Source organism: Catellatospora sp. NPDC049111, assembly GCF_040648615.1.
Lineage (GTDB): Bacteria > Actinomycetota > Actinomycetes > Mycobacteriales > Micromonosporaceae > Catellatospora > Catellatospora aurea.
In genome coordinates this window covers 117,280-137,629 of the sequence record NZ_JBEZEB010000011.1, presented here as the reverse complement: position 1 = coordinate 137,629, position 20,350 = coordinate 117,280, and the positions used below count along the sequence as shown (strand labels likewise).

The window sequence follows — 20,350 nt, the reverse complement described above, 5'->3', positions numbered from 1 at the left end:
GGTGCCGTCGCTAAACCTGCAGGTCGAGACTGGTCACCCGATCGAGCAGCGCGTCGGCCACCGCACGCACGTCGGCGTCGACGACCACCTCGACCACCGGCCCGTCGCCGGCATCCGCGCCGAAGTCCACCACGGTGCTGCCCCGGCTGGGGCCGTAGCCGGTGTCGACGTGGATCCGGGCGGGCCGGGTCGTCATCAGGTCGGGGTGCAGCAGGGCGAGCACCGCGACCGCGTCGTGCACCGGGGTGACCGCGCCGAGGCCGTGCCGGTAGCCGCCCAGCGCCCGCGCGGTGAGCGCGCCGATCGGCCCGGACTTCGCGAGCGCGGCCAGGTCGGCGTCGACCAGGCCGGTGCGGCGGGTCACGTCCAGCGGCACCAGGGTGGTCGGCACGGACACGCCGGGGTCGGTCAGCACCCGGTGCGCGGCCTCCGGGTCGAACCACACGTTGAACTCCGCCGCGGGGGTCATGTTGCCCGCGCCGATCGACCCGCCCATCACCACCAGCCGTTCGAGCCGGGCCGCGACCTGCGGGTGCAGCGCGTAGAACAGCGCGACGTTGGTCAGCGGCCCGACCGCGAACAGGGTGACCGGATCGGACGCGGCGGCCACCGTGGCGGCGAGGAACTCGGCCGCGGGCCGGGCGTCGGCGCTTCCCGGGGGTTCGGGGAGCACGACGCCGCCGAGCCCGCCGTCGCCGTGGGCGCCGTCCTTGTCGCCGGCGGGTCTGCGTACCAGCGAGCGGGCCGCACCCGCGGCGACCGGGACGTCGCCGCGCCCGGCCAGGGCGAGCACGGCTCGGGCGTTGCGGGTGGTCAGCTCGATGCCGACGTTGCCGCCGACGCTGCTGACACCGAGCAGGTCCAGTTCGGGGCTGGCGCAGATGGTGAGCAGGGCCATCATGTCGTCGATCCCCGGATCGCAGTCGATCATCACAGCGCGTGCCATGCCGCCATCCTCCCCCATCGGGTGATCGGCTGCCGCCCTGTCGCGCTCGCGACGCCCGGTATGCCGATTCGGACGGTTGCCAGACCCGTTGCCCCGCAACAAGGTGTCCCCATGCCCGTGCCCCGCTACGACGCCGCGCCGGTGGACCGCCCGTCCGGCCTGATCCCTCCTCCTGTCGACCTGTCCGGGGTGACCGAGCTGCGCCTGCACGGCGTCGGCGGCACCACCGCGGAGGACCTGCTCGGCGACCTCGCCCCGCAGCAGGTCTCCGGCGACCGCATCGCCGGCTTCTACCGCACCGCCGACCTGCCCACCCGCCACGTCGAGGCGTACTCGTGGGGCGGCCTGACCTCGCGCAGCGGCTCGCGCGTGCTGTGGCTGCTGCTCCTGCCGTTCGCGATGGCCAACCTCGCCGGGTGGATGTGCACGCCGAAGACCCACGGCTCCGGCTGGCGCTTCCGGTTGCACCGCACGTTCGTGCGCTGGGCCTCGCTCGGCATCACCGTGAACGTGGTGCTGATCATGGCGATGGGCACCATGGAACTGCTGGCCTACCAGTGCGGCGGACGCGACGACTGCGCCGGCGACAACTGGCTGCTCAGCTGGCTGCGCAGCCCCCTGCTGGCCGAGTACGCCGGGCGGCGGGTGCTGATCGGCGCGCTCGTGCCGGTGCTGTTCGTCGCCTTCCTGGCGGTGCTGACCCTGCGCAGCATCAACCGGTACGAGGAGGTCGACCCGCCGTACCAGGTGGGCCACAAGCCGGCGCGGGCCGCGACCAGCGCCGCCCAGCCGAAGCTGACCCTGGCCGACCGCACCTTCTGGGACGGCCGCCGCAGCGCGTTCGACCTGGGCTGCGCGCATGTCGCGGCGGCCCTGGCGTTCATCGCGCTGGCGCTGGGCTACACCGGCCACGGCATGTTCTACGACGGCGACCTTCCGCCGATGGAGACCCGGTGGGCGCTGCTGGCCACGATCGGCCTCGGCGGCGCCGCCGTGCTCGGCGCGCTGATCGTGACCGCGCTGGACGAATGCCGCCGCTGGGCGGCCGGGCTGCTGATCGCCCTGGCCGTCGGCGCGCTGGCCGCCGCGGCCGTGTTCCTGCTGGCGCAGCCCGAGATGGGCCGGCCCTGGGGTTACCTGCCGAACATGCGGTACACCATCAACATCGCCTTCGGCGGCATTTTCGGCGCGCTCGGGCTGACGCTGGTGTCCACACTGCTGGGCGGCTGGAAGCGGGGCATCTTCTTCATCTTCGGGCCGTTCGTGGTGCTCGCGGTCAGCATCGCGCTGCTCAACGCGGTGATGCTGGGCGCGATGCTGCGTATCACCGACCTGTTCGGCGAGGTCAACTCGCTGACGCTGATCCCGGTGGTCGCGCCGGAGCCCGGCGAGCTGTACGTGTACCCGATCATCGCCACGCTGCACCAGTACCTGACCCTGGTGCCGCTGGCCCTGATCGTGCTGTTCGGCCTCTTCGAGCTGGTCGCGTACTGGCGCGCCGGCGCGAGCCGCAAGGCCCGCGCGACCGCCGAGAAGTACTACGCCGTCGACCGCTATCCCCAGCCCGACGGCGAACCCGACTGGTACGACAACGCGGCCGGGCAGCGGCGCTGGATCGCGAGCGTGGTGCGGGCCCGGGTGGTCGCGAAGATGCCGCGCCACATCGACCGCCTGCTCACCGCGATGGCGGTCGTCGGCGTGATCCTGCTGATCGCGATCCAGATCCGCTACTGGGTCTTCCACCAGCTGCCCTGGGGCACCCAGTGGACGGTCACCGCGGGCAGCTACCTCACCGCGGCGCTGCCGATCCTGGTCGTGCTGCTGCTGCGCCGGGGCTGGACCAACCTGGCCAGCCGCCGCCGCATCGGCGTCATCTGGGACGTGTGCACGTTCTGGCCGCGCGCGTTCCACCCGCTGGCGCCGCCGTCGTACGCCGAGCGGGCCGTGCCTGAGGTGCAGCGGCGGCTGTGGCGGCTGCACAGCAACGGCGGCAAGGCCGTCGTCGCGGCGCACAGCCAGGGCAGCGTCATCGCCGCGGCGGCGCTGCTGCAGCGCGACAACCTGCCCGCCGACGGCCAGTACGCACTGGTCACCTTCGGTTCGCCGCTGCGCACGCTGTACGGATGGGCGTTCCCGGCGTACTTCACCGACGGCGTGCTGCGCTCGCTGGAGCCGCGGCTGCTCGCGTGGCGCAACTTCCACTACGACACCGACTACATCGGCGGCGCGGCGCTGGCCGCCCAGCCGGCGTCCGCCGTGGACGTGCTGCTGCCCGACCCGGAGACCTGCTGGTACATCTACGGCCAGCCGCTGCCGCTGGCCCGTCGGCACACTGGCTACTGGGACGACCCGGCGGTGTGGCGCGAGGTCGACGAGCTGGCCGCGGCGCTGGCCGCCGGACCCCGGGTGCCCGTGCAGCCCGGCCCGCCGGTGACCGAGACCGAGGTGGGGATCTAGCCGTACACCCGCTCGGCCCAGTAGACCTGCCGGTCGGGGCCGACGAACGCGACGGCGATCATGATGTCGGACAGGGTGACCGGGGCGGCGGCCACAAACCGCCGCGCCGGATCGCCGACCGGGATCGGCGGGAACATCGCGATGAAGTCGACCTCGCCGGCGGCGGGCGTCGTCGCCAGGGTCATACCGCCGTCGCGCCACGTGTTCTCATCGGTCTTGATATCGCCGGCGCCTCGCAGCCACGGATACTTCTCCGCGATCCGGTTCTGCACGCCGTCGCCGCCGGACACCACCTCCAGCCCGCTCGGGGAGGTGCCCCAGACTCTCGGTGGCATGAGGTCGACGCGCTTGTCCACCACAAAGATCATGAACCAGCCGTCTTCGTCCCAGTCGGAACCGCGCCCCGCCGGCGGCCGCCAGGTGATGCTCCCGCTGATGGCCATCTCGTCCTTACGGACGAAGACCGTATGACCGTGGTGCCGGAGCTCCTGTCCATCGCCGGACGGCAACTGCTCCGCCGTGGCGGCGAACGCCGGCACCTCCGGCCCGTACGGCGGCCGCTCGTGCCACCAGCGATAGCCGCCGTAACCGGCGGCCGCGATGACCGCCACGAGCACCATGGTGAATATCCTGCTCCCCCGAGACATGCGCGCAGTACATCAGAGTGGAGCAAGCGATGCCGCGCCTCGCCTCAGCCCGCGACGACGCCGCCGCGTGAACCGTAGGCCGGGCCGAAGAACACCAGCAGGACCAGATCCTCGGTGACGTCGACGAACCGGTGCTCCTCGCCGGCCGCCACGAAGATCACCGCACCGGGGCCGACCGCCGCCTCGCCGTCCGGCGTCACGATCCGGGCACGGCCCGCGGTGACCACGTAGACCTCGTCCTCGGTGTGCGGGCTCTGGTCGTCGATCCCGCCCGCCGGGATGCAGTACGTGCCCACGGACAGGTCGGGCGTCTTCAGGTGCTCCACCCAGTCGTTGGCCGTACCGGCCGGCGGCGGCGTCCACCGTCCCGCTCCCTCGATGATCTGCATGGCGGCCAGCCTAACCATCCGTCGTCCCCGGACCGTTTGATGCCCGTGGCGGGATTCAGCCCTGCTCGAGTCCCGCGCCTGCCTGGACCGCCAGCAGGTGCAGCCGGTCGGCATGCCGCTGGGCGCGCCGCTGGGTCACGGTCGCCAGCCAGTGGAAGGTGACGGTCCGGTACTCGACGGCGGGCGAGGGCATCGCGCGTTGCGGCAGTTCCTGCGATCCGCGACGGGCCGGTGCTGGCGCGACGGCGAAATCGACCGCTGCCCGCCCCGCTCCGCCCCGCCCCTCCCGCCATAGACGTTGGCCTATCACATCGACTGGAACTCGATCAGATTCGATGTGATAGGCCAACGTCTATGCGATGCGCGGCCCCACCCATGAAGCGCCCTGCAAGAAGTTGACGGCAAACACGCCCCACCACACGTCGCACCAACCGTCCGCTGATCACCACCAGCGTTTCGCGCCCAGCCCGCAACCGCCCGCCGATGGCGCGACCACCTGGGCAAACGGATCCAATGTAGGCGACCGTCCGCCGCCGCGCCATACCCCCGAAACATCTTGCAACACTTGCGAATTGAGATCTTCACAAACGCGATTTCAACTGATATCTATATGCGATCGATCGCCCCTGACCCGGAGGACGACTTGACCCGATCGCGTCTGCTGACCTTCACGGCGAGCCTCGCCACCGCCTTCACCGTGCTGGTCGCCCTGGCCGCCACCCCCGCCCAGGCCGCTTCCACCGTCCGCTACGTCGCCCTCGGCGACTCCTACTCCTCCGGCGTCGGCGCCGGCAGCTACACGTCCGAAAGCGGTTCCTGCCAGCGCAGCACCAAGGCCTATCCGGCCCTGTGGGCCGCCGCGAACGCCCCCGCGTCGTACGCCTTCGTCGCCTGCTCCGGCGCGACCACCACCAGCGTCACCAGCTCCCAGCTGTCCGCGCTGAGCAGCACCACCACGCTCGTCAGCATCTCGGTCGGCGGCAACGACGTCGGCTTCGCCGACATCATGAAGACCTGCGCCCTCTACGGCACCACGCAGTGCGTCGCCGCTGTGCAGACCGCCGAGGACAAGGCCCGCGCGTCCCTGCCCGGCCTGCTCGACAACGTGTACAACGCGATCCGCTCCCGCGCCCCCAACGCCCGCGTCGTGGTCCTCGGCTACCCGGTCTTCTACCAGCTCGGCACCACCTGCGTCGGGCTCAGCGCCACGTCCCACGCGAAGATCAACGAAGGCATCAACCTGGTGGACGACCTCACCCGGTCCGCTGCCGGCCGGCACGGCTTCGTCTTCGCCGACGTGCGCTCCATCTTCGTCGGGCACCAGCTCTGCAGCGGCGACAAGTGGCTGCACGCCCTCAACTTCGCCAGCCTGGGCATCTCCTACCACCCCATGGCGACCGGCCACTCCGGCGGCTACTACCCCGTCTTCCGCACCGCCGCCGCCTGAAAGCAAGGAAGGGCACCTTCTTAACGCTCCGCGTTGCAGAAGGTGCCCTTCCCATCGCACGGGACCACGTCAGCAGCGCGGTCGTGGCATGATCCCGCACCGGAGAGGGAGATCATGTTCGAGTGGCTCACCGCACAGTCCCGCCGGGCGATCGTCACCGCGCAGTCCGTGGCGCTGTCACTCGGCCACGACACGATCGACAGTGGACACCTGCTGTTCGGGCTGCTCGGTGCCGAGGGCTCGGTGGCCGCGTCGGTGCTGACCGAGCAACTCGACACCGAAGTGCTGCGCGAGGCGTACCTCGCCCTGCGCCCAGCGGTTCCCGGCGACCACCCGATCCGCCATCTGCCCTTCACCAGCGAGGTCAAGCGGCTGCTGGAGCTGGCCCTACGCGAGGCGTTGAGCCGCCAGGACAACGAGCTGACCACGGTTCACCTGCTACTGGCAGTCGCCGGCCTGCCGGACGGCGTCGGCGGCAGGACGCTGACCGCGGCGGGCGCGACACCGGCGGCGCTGCGGGCCGCGCTGCTCGCGAAGTCCGGCGACGACGACGCGGAGGAGCCGCTGCCGTCGGCACCCCTGCCCTTCGACACGTCGATGTCGATACCTCGCCGTCTCGGCCTGCGCCTTGTCGCCACGCTGACCTGGTATGCCGTGCTGGCCCTCGTGACGACGGCCGTCGCCTGGCCGGACGCCGGCTGGGCCGCCGCGGGCAGCCTGCTGCTCCTGGCCGTCTTCGCGGTCTGCCTCGGCACGCTGCTCAGCGGACCCAGCCCGCGCCGCCTCGTCCGCACGTCGGTGCCGGCTCCGACGCCGGCGCACCTGCCTGCGCCGCTCGCCGCGATGCTGGCCGCCCACGGCATGCGCGACGTCCAGGTGCGGATGCGCGCCTCGGCCGACTGGCACGGGTTCAGCCTGCGCACCGACCTGCGGACCTGGCTCGGCGTGACCACCGGTACCGCGGCCCAGCCGTACCTGCCGTTCATGGTCGCCCATGAGGCGGCCCACCTGGTGCGCAACGACCGCATGATCCGGATAGTCGGCACCTCGCTGTGGCTGCTGCTGTGCGCTTGCGGGTTGGTCGCCAGGAACGCCCCGGCACTGGCCATCGCGCTGATCGGCGGCCTGGCACAGCACGTCGTGAGCCGCTGGTGCGCCGAGTTCGCCTGCGATGCGGCGGCCGCCCGCTGGGCCGGTGCGGACGCGGCCCAGGCGTGGCTCGACGAGTCCCGGCAGCGCGCGGACGTCCCGTCCGGACTGTTCAGCCGCTGGCGGCTGTGGTGCGCCCGGCTCTACCGCCCGCCGCTGCGCCTCGCGGCGGCCAGACTGGCCCGAGCCGCCGCGGCGACGCCGGCGACCGAAGCCGCCACGCCTGGCTGACGGCCGCCGGGCCGCGGCACCCTCGGGCCCGACGCACGGGCCCCTGACCTGCCCCGCCCGCTCCGCAAGGATGGCAAGGTGCCCTTCCACAACGTATGGCGATGTGAAGGTGCCCTTCCTTCGGGCCGGGCGGTCAGCGGGGGGTGCGGGCCGGGGTCAGGCCGCGGTCCAGCAGTTCGGTGGGGAGCACGACGGTACGCGGCCGCGACCGGTCGCCGTCGATGCGGGCGAACAGCAGCTGCGTGGCGCGACGAGCCAGCTCGCGGGTGTCGTAGCCGATGACGGTCAGCGGCCGCGGCATGAGGTGCGACAGTTCGAAGTCGTCGAAGCCGACCAGGGCGGCGTCGCTGCCCCGCCGCCACAGCTCCTGTACCGCGCCAACGGTGATGCGGTTGTTCAGGGCCAGGAACGCGGTCGGCGGGTTCGGCTGGGTCAGCATGTCGGCGACGGCGGACGCGGCGGTGCCCGGGTCGCGTACGCCGCCGCGCACCAGTGCGCCGTCGTAGCCGATCCCCGCGTCGGCGAGGGCGTCCTGAGCTCCGGCGAGGCGCTCGCGCATGGTGTGCACGTCGACCGAGTCGAGCAGCACCCCGATGCGGCGGTGGCCGTCGGCGACGAGCCGGCGTACGCCGTTGCGCGCGCCGCCGCGATTGTCCAGCAGCACCGCGTCGGCCTCGATGTTGGTGCCGGGGCGGTCCAGGAACACCACCGGGATGCCCATCTCGACCTGCGAGTTGAGGAACGAGTGGTCGCAGCCGGCGGGCACCACCAGCAGCCCGTCGACGCGACGGGAGCACAGGTCGCGCAACAGCCGCTCCTCGCGTACGGGGTCCTCCTCCGACGACGCCGACAGCAGCAGGGTGTCGCGCTCGCGGGCCATCTCGGCGGTCACGTGGGCGATGGTGGAGTAGAACGGGTTCGCCAGCTCCTCGATGATCAGGCCGATGGTGGCGCTGGCCCGGCCCGCGCGCAGCGCGCTTGCCATGTGATTGCGCTGGAAGCCGAGTTCGGCGACGGCGGCGAGCACCCGGTCGGCCATGGCGCGCTGCACGTGCGGCTCGCCGTTGACGACCCGCGACACGGTCTTGAGGCTGACTCCGGCCAGCCGGGCCACGTCGACCATGGTGGGGCGGCGGCCGGCCCGGGCCGGGGCTTCGCTGTGCTCGCTCGTCACGGCAGGAACGGTACCCGGTCGCCGGGGGCGGGGCGGCGACGGCCGGACAACGTTGTCATACTCTCTTCCAACGCCCCGACCTCCAGGAGCCCCCCATGCCGCACCACGCTGCCGGACCGCTCGCCCTCGCCGTCGACATCGGCGGCACCAAGATGGCCGCCGGACTCGTCGACGCCGACGGGACCGTGCTGGCCGCCGACCGCATCCCCACGCCGCGCCCGCTGCCGGGCCCGGACGCGGGCGAGCAGGTGTGGGCCGGGTTGTCGGCGATGCTCGACGGCCTGCTCAAGGAAGCCGGAAACCGGCCCGTGGTCGGGGTCGGCACGAGCACCGCGGGGCCGTTCGACCTGGCCGGGGCCACGGTGAGCCCGGTCAACATCACCGCCTGGCGGGGCTTCCCGCTGGTCGACCGGCTCGCCGCGCAGGTGCCCGGCGTGCCGGTGCGGCTGGCCGGCGACGGGGTGTGCGCGGCGATCGGCGAGCACTGGCGCGGGGCGGGCCGCGGACACGACGACCTGCTGGTGCTCGTGGTGTCGACCGGCGTCGGCGGCGGGCTCGTGCACGGCGGGCGGCCCTTCACCGGCGAGTCCGGCAACGCCGGGCACGTCGGCCACATGGTCGTCGACCTCGACGGGGACGACTGCCCATGCGGCGGGCGTGGTTGCGTGGAGGCGATCGCCAGCGGACCCAGCATGGTCCGGTACGCGCTGCGCGAAGGCTGGCGGCCCGCCGGCGACGGCACCGCCCGCGACCTGTCCGACGCCGCGCGCTCCGGCGATCCGGTGGCGCTGCGCGCGTTCACCCGTGCCGCGGACGCCCTGGCCGCGGGCATCGTCTCGGCCGCCGCGATGTGCGACCTGGACCAGGTGGTGATCGGCGGCGGCGTCGCCAACGCCGCCGACCTGCTCTTCCCCCCGCTGAAGGAGGGCCTGGCCCGCTTCGGCCGCCTCGGCTTCCTCCAGCACCTCACGATCACCCCCGCCCAACTCGCCGACAACGCCGGCCTGATCGGCGCCGCCGCCCTCATCCACTCCCCCAACCCCTACTGGCCCCCCACGCCCCCCACGCCCCCCACTTGTTGATCATGAAGTTAGGGGTGGTGACACGCCGTCGAGCACGCCCTTAAGTTCATGATCAACGCGATCGAGGCGTCGCGGTGGGGTCGAAAAGGGCTAGGCGGGGGTCGGCGGCGAATTGGGTGATGGACATGCCGAGGGCGGGGTTGCGCTGGCTGGAGGGTTGGGCGGCGAAGGGGTCGGGGGTGTTGGTGATGGTGACCATGACCAGGGTGTGGCCGGTGTAGACGAGGACGGTCCAGAGCTGGGCGTCGGGGCCGAGGGCGAAGCCGGCGCGGCGGTCCTCGGGCTGCTCGCGCACACCGTACTGCTCAAGGATCGCGCCGCTGTCGAGTTCGGCGCTGAACCCGCACCAGGTCAGGCGCTCGCAGTGGCCCAGGTCGGGCACGTACGTGGTGGGCGCGGCCGAGATGGTCAGGGTGCCGTAGCCGTTGCCGTTGACCAGTTGCAGGCTCACCGTGAGCGCGCCGGGCGCGAGGGCCGGGTCGGGTAGCGGGGCCAGCTCGCGGGTGTCCCCGCCGTCGGCCAGGCCCAGGTCGTTGCGGCGCAGGCCGAGCGGGTTGACCCGGGTGAGGATCAGCTCGGCCATCAGGCAGGCGTAGCGCTCGGTCAGCGCCGCGTCGGCGGTCACCGGCTCGGCCTGGGCCAGCGGCATCGCGCCGGACAGCACCGCGAACCGGTCCACTCCGGCCCGGCCTCCGACCTGCGGCGGCGTGGGCGGCACCGGCGAACGGGTCGACGACGGCAGGGGTGTCGGCCCGGGGACCCCGGCCATGCAGTCGACCTCCTCGGGCGGCGGCGTGCCGCCGGGATCGGGCCGCAGCATGATCACCGCGAACCCGACGCCCACCGCCAGCGCGACCGTGAGCAGGGTGCTGACCGCGAGGTCGCGGCGGCGCAGCCGCCGTCCGGCGCCGACCAGCTCCGCCGTGGACAGGCCCAGCGGCGGTTCGGGACCTTCGGCCGGGTCCCCCGGCTTGTGACGGCGCAGTGCGCGGAGCAGGTGGCGTTGGGCGTACGCCTCGGGAGGCTCGTAGCCCAGCGCCGGCCAGCGCCGGTACAGCCGCAGCAGGGTGCGCCGCACCAGCTCCTCGGCCACCGCCCAGTCGCCGCACCGCTGGCGCGCCTGCCGCCGCAGCGCCGGGGCCAGCGCGGTGGCGAACTCGGCGTACTCGTCCTCCCAGGCACGCATTCCGACAGTTAACACAATGGATGTGACCTGGCGGCAGGTCGTCCCGGTTGGTGGGTGACTGCTAAGGTCGCAGCCCTGTCCACGGGAGGAACAAGATGACCGACGCCGTCGCGCCCCACCCCGCGCCCACGACGAAGCAACGCCCGGCCGGGGTGACCGCGGCGATGTGGCTGCTGATCGCCGTGGCCGCCGCCTACCTGATCGACGCCGTCATGATCATGGCCGGCTCCGGGGAGTACCCCGCCCGGGTGCGTGCGGCCATGGAGGAATCCGGGGTCGATCCCCGGGCCTGGGACTTCATCAGCGGGCTCACGGGTGCGCTGCCGGTGGTGTCGGCCGGGTTCGGCGTCGTCGCGGCCGCCGTGGTGGTGCTGCTCGCGCTGGCGGTCGGCCGGGGCGCGTTCGTCGGGCGCATCCTCACCTGGATCGCCGTCGGGTTCGCCCTGCTCTGCAACGTGTGCGGGCTCGGCTCGGCGGGCACGCCGGCATTCAGCAGCATCGGCTACCTGACCGCGTACAGCCGCGACAGCTCGGGCATCCACACCTTCGCCCAGCGGCTGCCCCAGGGCTACCCGGACTGGTACTTCTACGGCAGCCTGGCGCTGTTCGGCTTCGGCATGCTGGCCCTGATCGCCGTCGCGGTGCTGCTGGCCCTGCCGCCGGCCAACGCCTACTTCCGCCGTGCCCCCCGCTTCGCGCCCGTCCCGTACGCCTACCCGCCCGGCTACCCCGCCCCCGGCTACCCCGCCCAGCCGGTCCCGGCCCAGCCGCAGGCGTCGCTCACCTTCGAGCAGCGTGCGGAGGCGCTGGCCACGCTGGAGCGCCGCCGCGAGCGGGGCGAACTGACCGACGAGCAGTACGCCGCGGAGCGCGCCCGCCTCGAAAGCTGATCACCGCACCCGGCGTACGACCGCCACGACCTTGCCCAGCACGACCGCGTCGTCGCCGGGGATCGGGTCGTACGCCGGGTTGCACGGCACCAGTTCCACGTGCAGACGGCTGACCCGGTACACCTTCACGGTCGCCTCGCCGTCGATCATCGCCGCGACGATCTCCCCGCTGTGGGCGGTCGGCTGCCGGCGGATCACCACCACGTCGCCGTCGCAGATCGCCGCGTCGACCATCGAGTCGCCGCGTACCCGCAGCGAGAACAGCGTGCCGTGCCCGACCAGGTCCCGCGACAGCGTCAGCGTCTCCTCGTACGACTCCTCGGCCAGGATCGGGCCGCCCGCGGCGATCGTGCCGAGCAGCGGCACCTGCACGGTGGCCGCCCCGCGCTGCTGCGGGATGCCGCCGTCGTCGAGCGGCAGCCGTACGCTCAGCGCCCGCGGCCGGCCCCGGTCGCGTAGCAGCAGGCCCTTCTCCTCCAGCTCGCGCAGGTGGTACGCGACCGACGAGGAAGCGGCCAGGCCCACCGCCCGTCCGATCTCCCGCAGCGTGGGCGGGTAACCGCGGCTGGTCACGGCGTCCTGGATCACCTCCAGGATGCGCCGCTGCCGCTCGCTGAGCTTCGAATGCACCCTGGCAGGCTAACGGACGAACTCCACATAAGCCGCATACCGCCGCAAGATCGCTCGACTTGCCAGGCACATGGGGGTATTCGGCCTCAAGATACGCACAGGTGCCAGGCAAGTCGAACGATCTTGGCACCGCGCCGCGCCACGCCGCAGGCAGCGCGCCGCGGCACGGTGCGGGCGCGGCACGGGCACGGCACGAGCGCGGCACGGGCACGGTGCGGGGCCGGGTCGGTCAGGGGCGGTGCAGGCGAAGGTCGGCGCGGTGCGCGGTGGCCTTGACGAGGCGGGCGTTGGCTTCGTCGCTGCGGTGCACCCAGTCGTGGGCGGCGGCGGGGTCGAGGCCTTTGGCGTGCTGGCGGGCGAGCAGGCCGTCGACCCGCGGGCCGTCGTCGGCGGACAGGTAGACGGCGAGATCGAGCAGCTGCCGCACGCGGTCCCACGGCGGGGTGTCCAGCAGCAGGTAGTTGCCCTCGGTCACGACGACCTCGACGTCCGGCGGGACGGGGATCGACCCGGCGACGGGCTCGTTGAGGACGTGGTCGAACGTCGGCGCGTACACCGTCTCGCCGGTCGCCTCGCGCAGGCGGCGCAGCAGCGCGGCGTAGCCGGCCGCGTCGAAGGTGTCCGGCGCGCCCTTGCGGTCGGCCCGGCCGAGCCGCCGCAGCTCGACGTTGGCCAGGTGGAACCCGTCCATCGGCACGACCGCGGCGTGGTCGAGTTTCGCGGCCAGCTCCAGGGCCAGGGTGGACTTGCCCGCGCCGGGGGCGCCGGCGATGCCGACCAGCAAGCGGCCCGGCCGGGTCGCGCGCAGCCGGGCCACCTCGTCGAGCAGCGTCGTGAGCATCACGGCCAGTCTCTCAGCCCTGCGCCGCGGCGGCCAGTTCCAGCAGGGCGAGCCCGGCCGCGGTGACGTCGGCGGCGGTCCACTCCAGCGCCGGCGCGGCCACCGTGATCTCGGTCATCGCCAGGCCCGGGGTCCGGTCGGTGAACACGTTGGCGAACCAGGTCTTCTGCTGCTCGGCCAGGGTCAGCACGGCCTGGTTGAGCGCCGCGGCCGGGCCGGGCAGCCACAGCTGGAACTGGTGGGTGTGCGGCTCGTGCGGGAAGACCCGCGCGCCGGGCAGCGCGGCCAGCGCCGCGCCGACGGTCTTCGCATGTGCGACGTACTCGCCGAGGCGGGGCAGCTCCCGGTCGAGGCCGGCCAGCGCGGCCAGCACCGCGGGCCACTGCTGGAACAGCTGCCCGCCGTAGCGGTGCCGCCAGGCGCGCGCCTGCGCGGTGAAGTCCTCGGCCCCGGCCAGCAGCGCGCCGGACAGCCCGCCGAGGGTCTTGTACAGCGAGACGTACACGCTGTCGGCGAGCCCCGCCACGGTCGGCAGATCCCGGCCCAGGTGGAACACCGACTCCCACAGCCGGGCCCCGTCGAAGTGCACCTTCGCCCCGCGCGAGCGGGCCGCGGCCACCACCGCGTTCAGCTCGTCCCAGGTGGGCAGCACGAAGCCCGCGTCGCGCAGCGGCAGTTCGAGCAGCAGCGTGCCGAACGGCTCGTCGAGGTCGCGCACCTCCTGCGCGGTGGGCTGGCGCGGCTCGGCCGTCGGCCAGACCCCGCGCAGGCCGGTCAGCACCTGGTAGGCCTTGCGCTCGTGCACCTCCAGGTGCCCGAGCGGGTGCAGCGCGACGGCCCGGTTGCCGGTGCGCTCGGCCCAGCAGCGCAGCGCCACCTGCTGGGCCATGGTGCCGGTCGGGAAGAACACGGCGTCGGGTTTGCCGAGCAGCCCGGCGACCCGCCGCTCCAGTGCCGCGACCGGCCCGCCGCCGTAGAAGTCGGGCCGGTCGTCGAGCCCGTCGTAGTCGACGGCCGCGAGGTCCGCGAGCCGTTCACGCAGGGACGGCGTGCGGTGCCCGGACAGGATCCGGTCGCAGCCGCGCATCGTCCGCCAGCGGCGTTCCGCGGGATCCTCAGCAGCCATCGGGCCATGATGCCACCACCCGGCGCGGGCCGCGGGCAGCCCCGGCACCCGTCAGGCCGCGTCCTCGGGGTACTGGAACACGTCGTCGAGGGGCACCTTGAACACGTGGGCGATCTGGAACGCCATCTCTAGCGACGGCGAGTAGCGCCCCTGCTCGATGGCGATGACGGTCTGCCGGGTGACACCGACCCGCTCGGCCAGCTCGGCCTGGGTCATGTCGCCGTGCTCGGCGCGCAGCACCCGGATGCGGTTGGTGACACGGGTCGGTTTAACCATGGAACGCCCCGCGGTACGCCCGGATCCTCGCGACGGCGCCCCAGGTCGTGCCGACGGCGCCGAGCAGGAACAGCACGTTGCCGATCCAGAACTGGTCGGCCCGCAGCATCGCCAGCACCAGCACGGCGGCGGCCCCGAATCCCAGCACGTTCTGGGCGATGCGGTCGCCGTGCCGGACGATCTCCCGGTCGCGCACGTCGGACTCGGTGTGGCCGTCCCGGGCGAGCATGGCCGCCACGATGGAGCCGAGGATGGTGCCGACGACGGTGGCTCCCATCGCCCACAGCATCGGCGTCACCCAGGCGATCTCCGCCACGGGCTGGCGCCACAGGCGCGGGATGACCACGGCGAAGTACGCCAGGGACGTGACGGGCACCAGGATCGCCATGCACCAGGTGTTGCGTTCCTCATAGGTGGTCGGGACGCGGTCGGTGTCGGCGGCGGGCGCGGGCTTGCAGGAGGTCATGGCGGCTCCTCTCGGTCAGCCGTGATGTAAAGAATTCTTGACATCAACGGTACGGCGGAGCGTACCGCATGTCAGCTATCTTTTACATCACCGCTTGCCGAACATCCACCTGATGGCGGCGATGAGCAGCGCGATTCCGAGGACGGTGCCGAACACACCGGCGTACACCTGTTCGCTGGACACACGCACACCATAGTGAGCGGCGGCCCGTCGCGCCGTCACCACGTCACCGGGCGCGGCGGCCGCGATCCGACCGGAAATGCCTTTGTGCAGGCCAACCGGCCCAAGCAGGGCGGTACGGGCGCGACAATGGCAGGGGCGGCACGCGACCTGACGGCGTGTCGGCGCGTGACTGCCGGGAGGCCGGGCCGATGAGCACCAAGCACTGGACCGTCGACATCACGATCGACGACGACGGCTCCGGCCGTACGCAGGCACACGCCCGCCTCGACACCGGCGGCACGGCGGCGGCGCTGCGCGGCGACGGCAGCGCGGCCCGCAACCGGTTCGACGAGGAGGTGCCCGAGATCGGCGACGAACTGGCCGCCGGCCGGGCCCTGGTGGAGCTGGGACAGCGGCTGCTCGCGCAGGCGGACGCCGACCTGGAGCGGACCCCGGCATGACCACGGCTCCCGCTCCCGCCACCGCCCCCGTCACCGCGCCGCCCCTGCTGGAGCCACCGCTGCAGCGCCTGGTCATGGCGCAGCTCGACGAACTGCCCGAGGCGCTGACCGGCCAGACCGGCCCACCGCGCCGCGTGCTGGTGGCCGCCGCGTCGAAGTACGAGGCGACGGCGGAGATCGCCAACGCCATCGCCAAGGTGCTCCGGGAGCGCGGTTTCGAAGCCGACGCGGTCGAGATCGACCCATCCGTGCAGGTCGACGGCTTCGACGCGTTCGTCATCGGCAGCGCGGTGTACTCCGGGCACTGGCTGCAACCGGCCCGCTGGTTCGTGCAGAGCCACGCCGCGGTGCTGTCGGCCCGGCCGGTGTGGCTGTTCTCCAGCGGCCCGGTCGGCGACCCGCCGATGCCCGACGAGGACCCGGTCGACGTCATCGCCATCGCCGAGGCCACCGCCGCCCGCGAGCACAAGGTCTTCGCCGGGCGGCTGGAGCACAGCCGGCTGAGCATCGCCGAGCAGGCGCTGGTCGTGGCGCTGCGCGCGCCCGAGGGCGACTTCCGGGACTGGGACGCGATCCGCGGCTGGGCCGAGGGCATCGCCGAGACGCTCGCCGCGGCCGGCCCGACCACCATCACCGGAACGATCAGCCTGGACTGACCCGGTTCGCGGACCACACGAGCCCCCGGCTTGGGGCATCATCGACGGGATGACCACACCCCCGCACTGAACCGCCGACGCGCACCCCCGCCCGCCGGCCGCCACTCCGCACCCCCACGGAGCACCCCCTCATGACCGAGCACACCCGTCGACGCGCCCTGCTGGCCGGCGGCGCGGGCGTGGCCGCGCTGGCCACCGGCGGTTTCTGGCTGGCCGGCCGCGGCGGCGCGGACCCCGGCACGGCGGCGGTCTGGCACGAACCGGCCGCCCTGCCCGACACCGCGCCGGTCGCCGTGCCCGCCCAGCCCGGCCCGCCGGGCGTGGAGCGGGCCCGCACGCTGACCGCGGCGAACGCCGGCGACCTGGTCAAAATCACCACCAGCGGCTGGTACAGCTGGGCGCTGATGGACCGCGGCACCGGCGAGATCGTCGGCGCGAAGAACCTGCACGAGACGAACATGACCGCCTCGATGATCAAGGCCTGGCTGGCCGCCGACTACCTGCGCCGCGCCACCGAGGCGGGCCGGACGCCGAGTGCGGCCCGGTTCGCCGAGATCACCAAGCTGATCCGCGACAGCGACAACGGCGTGGCCACGCTCCTGTGGAACGAACTCGGCGGGCGCAACACGATCACCCGGCTGATCTCGATCTGCAAGCTGACCGACTCCGAAGCCGGGCCCGACTGGAGCAAGACCAAGCTGTCGGCGCGCGACACCTGCCGCATCGCCCACGCCATCGGCACCGGCGCGGCGGCCGGCCCGACGTGGACCGACTACCTCATCGGGGAGATGCGCGCGGTGCGCGGCACCGGCAACTTCGGCATCCGGCGCGCCTTCCCGGCCGCGGAGCAGTCCAGGATCGCCATCAAGAACGGCTGGGTGTGGCGACCCGCGCCGTACGGCTTCTACAACGTCAACTGCCTGGCGCTGGGCGACGACTGGACCATGGCCGTGCTGACCCGCTACTCCTCCGGCGGCGAGGCGCACGGGCGCGCCATCGGCCAGTCGGTCGCCACCCAGCTGCGCACCCTGTCCGACCTGCTCTGACCGGCGGAGCACCCGACCGCGGCGGGCACCGTAAGTCGGGTCGGGCAGGCCCCGCTCCCCCTAGCGTGGTGTTCGGAAACAGGAGGGAGTCCGGGGTGCTGGAGCAGCTCAACCAGGCGCTGGAACACGTCGAGCGGCACCTCGATCGGGAGATCGAGATCGCCGAGCTGGCGCGGATCGCGATGACGTCGGAGTACCACTTCCGGCGCATGTTCTCGGCGCTGGCCGGGGTGCCGCTGTCGGAGTACGTCCGGCGGCGGCGCATGACGGTCGCCGGGGCCGAGGTGCTGGCCGGCGAGCGCACGCTGCTCGACATCGCGGTGCGCTACGGCTACGGCTCGGGCGAGGCGTTCGCGCGGGCGTTCAAGGCCGTGCACGGCGTCGGGCCGGGCGAGGCGCGCCGCGGCGGGGCGACGCTGCGGGCGTACCCCCGGATGTCCTTCCGGCTCATCGTCGAAGGGAGCAGCACCATGCGATATCGGGTGGTGGAGAAGGAGAAGTTCCAGCTGGTCGGCCTCAAGGCGCGGGTCCCGCTGGTGCACGAGGGGATGAACCCGGCGATCGTCGCGTTCCTGAAGGGCATCCCGAAGGAGACGGTCGCGCGCATCGAGGCGCTCAGCGACCAGGAGCCGGGCGGCATCGTGCACGTCAGCGCGGGCCTGGGCGAGGACCGGTCCGAGGGCGTCGAGCTGGACTACTGGCACGGCGTGGTCACGGACGCGGACGTGCCCGCGGACCTGGAGGCGCTGCCGGTCGCGGCGGGCACGTGGGCGGTGTTCGAGACCTCGGGCGCGTTCCCGGAGGCGGTGCAGTTCCTCTGGCGGGACGTGTACACGCAGTGGTTCCCGTCGAACCCGTACCGCAGCCGTCCCGGGCCGGAGCTGTCGCAGAACCGGATCTCGGCCGACGGCACGCACGTCGACGCCCAGCTGTGGATCCCGGTCGAGCGGATCCCGGCCTGATCCCGGACCGCCCGCACCCGCGACGGTGCGGGCGGTCCGCACCGGCGACACGGCCATCTATATTGTCCCGAGACAGGGGGATGCCGTGTACGACAACCGGTTCGGCGATCAGTCCTATCTCGACTGGCTCGCGCTCAACCCGTACGAAGAGCTGGCACAGCGGGTACGCGTGCTCGCCGGGACCGCCGCCGTGCTGGACGACCTGCACTCGGGCCGCCGCACCGGCGTTCCGGTCGCGCACGGCGACGTCAAGCCTGCCACCATCGTGGTCCGCCCCGACGGCTCCAGCAGCCCCGCCGACCTGGGCGAGCTGTGGACCGTCGACGGCTCCCTGGTGGCCGCCCGCAGCACCCCGTACGCCGCCCCGGAGCTGTTCCTGCCCGGCGCGCTGACCAGCCCCGACGCCGACCGCTACGCGTTCGTCGCCACCGTCGTGCACGCCGTGCTGGGCGCGCCCCCGCCGGTCCACCCGCCGCACCAGGGGCCCGGCCCGCGAGTGGGCATCGACCTGGTCCGGCTGTCGGACCTGTTGCGCGCGAACCCGCTGTGCGCGGCGTTCCCCGCCTTCCAGCACCGGCTGCTCAACGCGCTGTCCGCCGCGCCGTCGGGTCGGGTGCACACCCTCACCACGTGGCTGGACGCGCTGCTCAACGACCTCGCGCCGCCGATGTTCGCGACGACCGGCACGCTGCCGCTGGCCCCGGGGGCGTACCCGCCGCCCACCGAGACGCTGCCGCCCTGGTCGCCGCCCGCGACGGCAGCCCGGTCCGGCGGATCGCAGACGCTCACCTGGGTGCTCGCCGGGGTCGCCGCCCTGGTGGCGCTCACACTCGTCGCCGGTGGCGCGTGGTACCTGATCCAGCGGCCCGACAGCCCGGCCGCACCGAACCTCGTGGTCGCGCCGACCACCACGGCGAGCCCTTCGCCGCTGCCCTCGCCGACCCCGTCCGGGGACCCGCTCACAGCGGCGCGGGCCTATCTCAACGGGACGTGGGAGGGCACCTACCGCTGCCGGCAGGGCCTGACCGGGCTGAAGCTGGTCATCTTCGTGGTCGACGACCACGAGGTCGAGGCGACCTTCGAGTTCTTCGCGGTGAAGAGCAACCCGAACGTGCCGCGCGGGTCGTACGTGGTCGAGGGCTCGTACACGGCGACCGGCTTCACGCTGGAGCCGGACCACTGGATCAAACGGCCGGGCGACTACATCATGGTCGGGCTGGAAGCCTCGTTCTCACCGCTGGCCGGGCAGAGCATCCGCGGCGAGATCACCGACCCGGGCTGCTCCGACTTCTCGCTGAAGAAGTCCTCGACGGACACCCGGCGGCCGCCCGTCTGACCTGCCGGGACTCGGACCAGTCAGCGCGTTCCTATCTGGACCGGTGTAGGGTTGGCATCGTGCGCGGTGTTCGTCGGAGCGGGGAGTTCGCGGACCGCATCGGCCGGTTGGCAAATGTTGTACGAGGGCAGGCGGCCGCAGGGTGAAGGTGACGCGGGTCGCGTACTCGCACCGGCTCAACCCCGGCAAGTACGGTGCGCTGGTGGAGCAGGCGCGCCGGCTGGGTCGGGTGCGTTGTCTGGTGTGCTGGTGTGGCAGCGTTACGGGTCGGTGGGCGGTGCGGGTCTTTCCGACCGGCTGGTCCGTGACCGGTGGCTGGCCGAGGGCACCCATCGGGGGTTCGGGGTGCTGGCCAATGCGTGGAAGGAGACGGTCCGCGACGCGATGGCCGACATCGCCGCGAACCGGGCCGCCGCGAAGGTGAAGGTACGCCGCGCGATCGGCCGACACACCAGTGACCCGGCCGAACGGCGCCGACTGTTCACTGCGCTGAAGGCCGAACGGTGGGCTGCTGATGCGTACCTGGCCCCGGCAGATGCGCCGGGCCTGGCGGCGCGGCCGCAACCGCACCCACAACCAGATCGTGGTACGCGCCGACCAGCACAACACCCGCGTCGACGCCCGCGGCCGACTGTGGCTGGCCGTTCCCGGCCTCCAGCAGCGCGCGATGGTGAAGATCCCGTTGCGCACCACCGTCGCGCCGACCGGCACGCTGCGGCTGATCCTGCGCGGCGGCCGGGTCGAGGTCCACTACCAGATCGACGCGGCCACGATGAACACCAGCCAGCAT

The 20,350-nt window shown here is 72.9% G+C and carries 22 protein-coding genes; 10 read left to right on the top strand and 12 right to left on the bottom strand.

The window, feature by feature from the left end; genetic code table 11:
* Positions 1–10 precede the first annotated feature (10 nt).
* The gene (locus AB0B66_RS18285; RefSeq protein WP_360530611.1) at positions 11–946 is read right to left on the bottom strand and encodes a nucleoside hydrolase; all 936 of its coding nucleotides are present in this window, start codon (positions 944–946) and stop codon (positions 11–13) included.
* A 111-nt stretch (positions 947–1,057) separates the two neighbouring features.
* On the opposite strand from AB0B66_RS18285, the gene AB0B66_RS18280 reads away from it, so the two are divergent.
* A complete protein-coding gene (locus tag AB0B66_RS18280; protein WP_360530608.1) occupies positions 1,058–3,403 on the top strand; it encodes a hypothetical protein in 2,346 nt (781 codons plus the stop codon).
* Here the strand turns inward: AB0B66_RS18280 and AB0B66_RS18275 are convergent.
* The 3 genes from AB0B66_RS18275 to AB0B66_RS18265 form a co-directional block, all read right to left on the bottom strand.
* A complete protein-coding gene (locus AB0B66_RS18275) occupies positions 3,400–4,023 on the bottom strand; it encodes a hypothetical protein (RefSeq protein ID WP_360530606.1) in 624 nt (207 codons plus the stop codon). The two genes, AB0B66_RS18280 and AB0B66_RS18275, sit on opposite strands and share 4 nt — an antisense overlap.
* Positions 4,024–4,094: 71 nt before the next feature.
* Entirely contained in the window at positions 4,095–4,439 is a 345-nt protein-coding gene (locus AB0B66_RS18270; protein ID WP_360530603.1) for a cupin domain-containing protein, read from the bottom strand.
* 55 nt (positions 4,440–4,494) lie between these two features.
* Entirely contained in the window at positions 4,495–4,632 is a 138-nt protein-coding gene (locus AB0B66_RS18265; RefSeq protein ID WP_360530600.1) for a hypothetical protein, read from the bottom strand.
* Positions 4,633–5,082: 450 nt separating this feature from the next.
* Between AB0B66_RS18265 and AB0B66_RS18260 the strand changes: the two genes are divergently transcribed.
* Both AB0B66_RS18260 and AB0B66_RS18255 read left to right on the top strand, forming a co-directional pair.
* A complete protein-coding gene (locus AB0B66_RS18260) occupies positions 5,083–5,886 on the top strand; it encodes an SGNH/GDSL hydrolase family protein (protein WP_360530597.1) in 804 nt (267 codons plus the stop codon).
* Between the two features lie 114 nt (positions 5,887–6,000).
* Positions 6,001–7,266, top strand: coding sequence for a Clp protease N-terminal domain-containing protein (locus tag AB0B66_RS18255; RefSeq protein ID WP_360530589.1), 1,266 nt, complete (start codon positions 6,001–6,003; stop codon positions 7,264–7,266).
* A 133-nt stretch (positions 7,267–7,399) separates the two neighbouring features.
* Here the strand turns inward: AB0B66_RS18255 and AB0B66_RS18250 are convergent, their stop codons facing one another.
* Positions 7,400–8,389: a LacI family DNA-binding transcriptional regulator gene (locus tag AB0B66_RS18250; protein ID WP_360530828.1), complete on the bottom strand. Its 990-nt coding sequence runs from the start codon at positions 8,387–8,389 to the stop codon at positions 7,400–7,402.
* A gap of 146 nt (positions 8,390–8,535) precedes the next feature.
* Here AB0B66_RS18250 and AB0B66_RS18245 point away from each other — a divergent pair, with 146 nt between their 5' ends.
* Positions 8,536–9,522, top strand: a complete 987-nt coding sequence (locus AB0B66_RS18245) for an ROK family protein (protein ID WP_360530586.1) — start codon at positions 8,536–8,538, stop codon at positions 9,520–9,522.
* A gap of 52 nt (positions 9,523–9,574) precedes the next feature.
* Here the strand turns inward: AB0B66_RS18245 and AB0B66_RS18240 are convergent, their stop codons facing one another.
* The gene (locus AB0B66_RS18240) at positions 9,575–10,708 is read right to left on the bottom strand and encodes a sigma factor (protein WP_360530583.1); all 1,134 of its coding nucleotides are present in this window, start codon (positions 10,706–10,708) and stop codon (positions 9,575–9,577) included.
* 95 nt (positions 10,709–10,803) lie between these two features.
* Between AB0B66_RS18240 and AB0B66_RS18235 the strand changes: the two genes are divergently transcribed.
* Positions 10,804–11,598: an SHOCT domain-containing protein gene (locus AB0B66_RS18235; protein ID WP_360530580.1), complete on the top strand. Its 795-nt coding sequence runs from the start codon at positions 10,804–10,806 to the stop codon at positions 11,596–11,598.
* On the opposite strand, the gene lexA is transcribed toward AB0B66_RS18235, so the two are convergent.
* The 5 genes from lexA to AB0B66_RS18210 all read right to left on the bottom strand — a co-directional run bounded on the left by lexA (position 11,599) and on the right by AB0B66_RS18210 (position 14,937).
* The gene (gene lexA, locus AB0B66_RS18230; protein WP_360530577.1) at positions 11,599–12,228 is read right to left on the bottom strand and encodes a transcriptional repressor LexA; all 630 of its coding nucleotides are present in this window, start codon (positions 12,226–12,228) and stop codon (positions 11,599–11,601) included.
* Between the two features lie 229 nt (positions 12,229–12,457).
* Positions 12,458–13,069, bottom strand: a complete 612-nt coding sequence (locus AB0B66_RS18225) for a nucleoside/nucleotide kinase family protein (RefSeq protein ID WP_360530574.1) — start codon at positions 13,067–13,069, stop codon at positions 12,458–12,460.
* A gap of 13 nt (positions 13,070–13,082) precedes the next feature.
* Entirely contained in the window at positions 13,083–14,195 is a 1,113-nt protein-coding gene (locus AB0B66_RS18220; RefSeq protein ID WP_360530571.1) for a beta-eliminating lyase-related protein, read from the bottom strand.
* A gap of 51 nt (positions 14,196–14,246) precedes the next feature.
* Entirely contained in the window at positions 14,247–14,471 is a 225-nt protein-coding gene (locus AB0B66_RS18215) for a helix-turn-helix transcriptional regulator (protein WP_360530568.1), read from the bottom strand.
* Positions 14,464–14,937: a hypothetical protein gene (locus AB0B66_RS18210; RefSeq protein ID WP_360530565.1), complete on the bottom strand. Its 474-nt coding sequence runs from the start codon at positions 14,935–14,937 to the stop codon at positions 14,464–14,466. The genes AB0B66_RS18215 and AB0B66_RS18210 overlap by 8 nt, the downstream gene beginning before the upstream one ends.
* A gap of 371 nt (positions 14,938–15,308) precedes the next feature.
* On the opposite strand from AB0B66_RS18210, the gene AB0B66_RS18205 reads away from it, so the two are divergent.
* The 5 genes from AB0B66_RS18205 (at position 15,309) to AB0B66_RS18185 (ending at position 19,560) form a co-directional block, all read left to right on the top strand.
* The gene (locus AB0B66_RS18205) at positions 15,309–15,560 is read left to right on the top strand and encodes a dsRBD fold-containing protein (RefSeq protein WP_360530562.1); all 252 of its coding nucleotides are present in this window, start codon (positions 15,309–15,311) and stop codon (positions 15,558–15,560) included.
* Positions 15,557–16,216 carry a flavodoxin domain-containing protein gene (locus AB0B66_RS18200; protein WP_360530559.1) on the top strand — a complete coding sequence of 220 codons (660 nt, stop codon included), beginning with the start codon at positions 15,557–15,559 and terminating at the stop codon, positions 16,214–16,216. The genes AB0B66_RS18205 and AB0B66_RS18200 overlap by 4 nt, the downstream gene beginning before the upstream one ends.
* Positions 16,217–16,347: 131 nt before the next feature.
* Entirely contained in the window at positions 16,348–17,262 is a 915-nt protein-coding gene (locus AB0B66_RS18195; RefSeq protein WP_360530556.1) for a hypothetical protein, read from the top strand.
* A gap of 95 nt (positions 17,263–17,357) precedes the next feature.
* Positions 17,358–18,224 carry an AraC family transcriptional regulator gene (locus tag AB0B66_RS18190; RefSeq protein ID WP_360530553.1) on the top strand — a complete coding sequence of 289 codons (867 nt, stop codon included), beginning with the start codon at positions 17,358–17,360 and terminating at the stop codon, positions 18,222–18,224.
* Positions 18,225–18,309: 85 nt separating this feature from the next.
* Positions 18,310–19,560 carry a hypothetical protein gene (locus tag AB0B66_RS18185; RefSeq protein ID WP_360530551.1) on the top strand — a complete coding sequence of 417 codons (1,251 nt, stop codon included), beginning with the start codon at positions 18,310–18,312 and terminating at the stop codon, positions 19,558–19,560.
* A 481-nt stretch (positions 19,561–20,041) separates the two neighbouring features.
* Here AB0B66_RS18185 and AB0B66_RS18180 read toward each other — a convergent pair whose 3' ends face one another.
* Positions 20,042–20,350 (bottom strand): hypothetical protein, encoded by a 309-nt coding sequence (locus tag AB0B66_RS18180; protein WP_360530549.1) that lies wholly within the window; start codon positions 20,348–20,350, stop codon positions 20,042–20,044.

What these genes read in the sequence shown, in the direction of transcription:
- AB0B66_RS18265 (WP_360530600.1), bottom strand. Translation starts at nt 4,632, where the DNA reads ATGCCCTCGCCCGCCGTCGAGTACCGGACCGTCACCTTCCACTGGCTG.
- AB0B66_RS18235 (WP_360530580.1), top strand. Translation starts at nt 10,804, where the DNA reads ATGACCGACGCCGTCGCGCCCCACCCCGCGCCCACGACGAAGCAACGC.
- AB0B66_RS18200 (WP_360530559.1), top strand. Translation starts at nt 15,557, where the DNA reads ATGACCACGGCTCCCGCTCCCGCCACCGCCCCCGTCACCGCGCCGCCC.
- AB0B66_RS18195 (WP_360530556.1), top strand. Translation starts at nt 16,348, where the DNA reads ATGACCGAGCACACCCGTCGACGCGCCCTGCTGGCCGGCGGCGCGGGC.
- AB0B66_RS18180 (WP_360530549.1), bottom strand. Translation starts at nt 20,350, where the DNA reads ATGCTGGCTGGTGTTCATCGTGGCCGCGTCGATCTGGTAGTGGACCTC.
- AB0B66_RS18245 (WP_360530586.1), top strand. Translation starts at nt 8,536, where the DNA reads ATGCCGCACCACGCTGCCGGACCGCTCGCCCTCGCCGTCGACATCGGC.
- AB0B66_RS18215 (WP_360530568.1), bottom strand. Translation starts at nt 14,471, where the DNA reads ATGGTTAAACCGACCCGTGTCACCAACCGCATCCGGGTGCTGCGCGCC.
- AB0B66_RS18205 (WP_360530562.1), top strand. Translation starts at nt 15,309, where the DNA reads ATGAGCACCAAGCACTGGACCGTCGACATCACGATCGACGACGACGGC.
- AB0B66_RS18250 (WP_360530828.1), bottom strand. Translation starts at nt 8,389, where the DNA reads ATGGTCGACGTGGCCCGGCTGGCCGGAGTCAGCCTCAAGACCGTGTCG.
- AB0B66_RS18220 (WP_360530571.1), bottom strand. Translation starts at nt 14,195, where the DNA reads ATGGCTGCTGAGGATCCCGCGGAACGCCGCTGGCGGACGATGCGCGGC.
- AB0B66_RS18255 (WP_360530589.1), top strand. Translation starts at nt 6,001, where the DNA reads ATGTTCGAGTGGCTCACCGCACAGTCCCGCCGGGCGATCGTCACCGCG.
- AB0B66_RS18210 (WP_360530565.1), bottom strand. Translation starts at nt 14,937, where the DNA reads ATGACCTCCTGCAAGCCCGCGCCCGCCGCCGACACCGACCGCGTCCCG.
- AB0B66_RS18285 (WP_360530611.1), bottom strand. Translation starts at nt 946, where the DNA reads ATGGCACGCGCTGTGATGATCGACTGCGATCCGGGGATCGACGACATG.
- AB0B66_RS18225 (WP_360530574.1), bottom strand. Translation starts at nt 13,069, where the DNA reads ATGCTCACGACGCTGCTCGACGAGGTGGCCCGGCTGCGCGCGACCCGG.
- AB0B66_RS18280 (WP_360530608.1), top strand. Translation starts at nt 1,058, where the DNA reads ATGCCCGTGCCCCGCTACGACGCCGCGCCGGTGGACCGCCCGTCCGGC.
- AB0B66_RS18275 (WP_360530606.1), bottom strand. Translation starts at nt 4,023, where the DNA reads ATGGTGCTCGTGGCGGTCATCGCGGCCGCCGGTTACGGCGGCTATCGC.
- AB0B66_RS18270 (WP_360530603.1), bottom strand. Translation starts at nt 4,439, where the DNA reads ATGCAGATCATCGAGGGAGCGGGACGGTGGACGCCGCCGCCGGCCGGT.
- AB0B66_RS18240 (WP_360530583.1), bottom strand. Translation starts at nt 10,708, where the DNA reads ATGCGTGCCTGGGAGGACGAGTACGCCGAGTTCGCCACCGCGCTGGCC.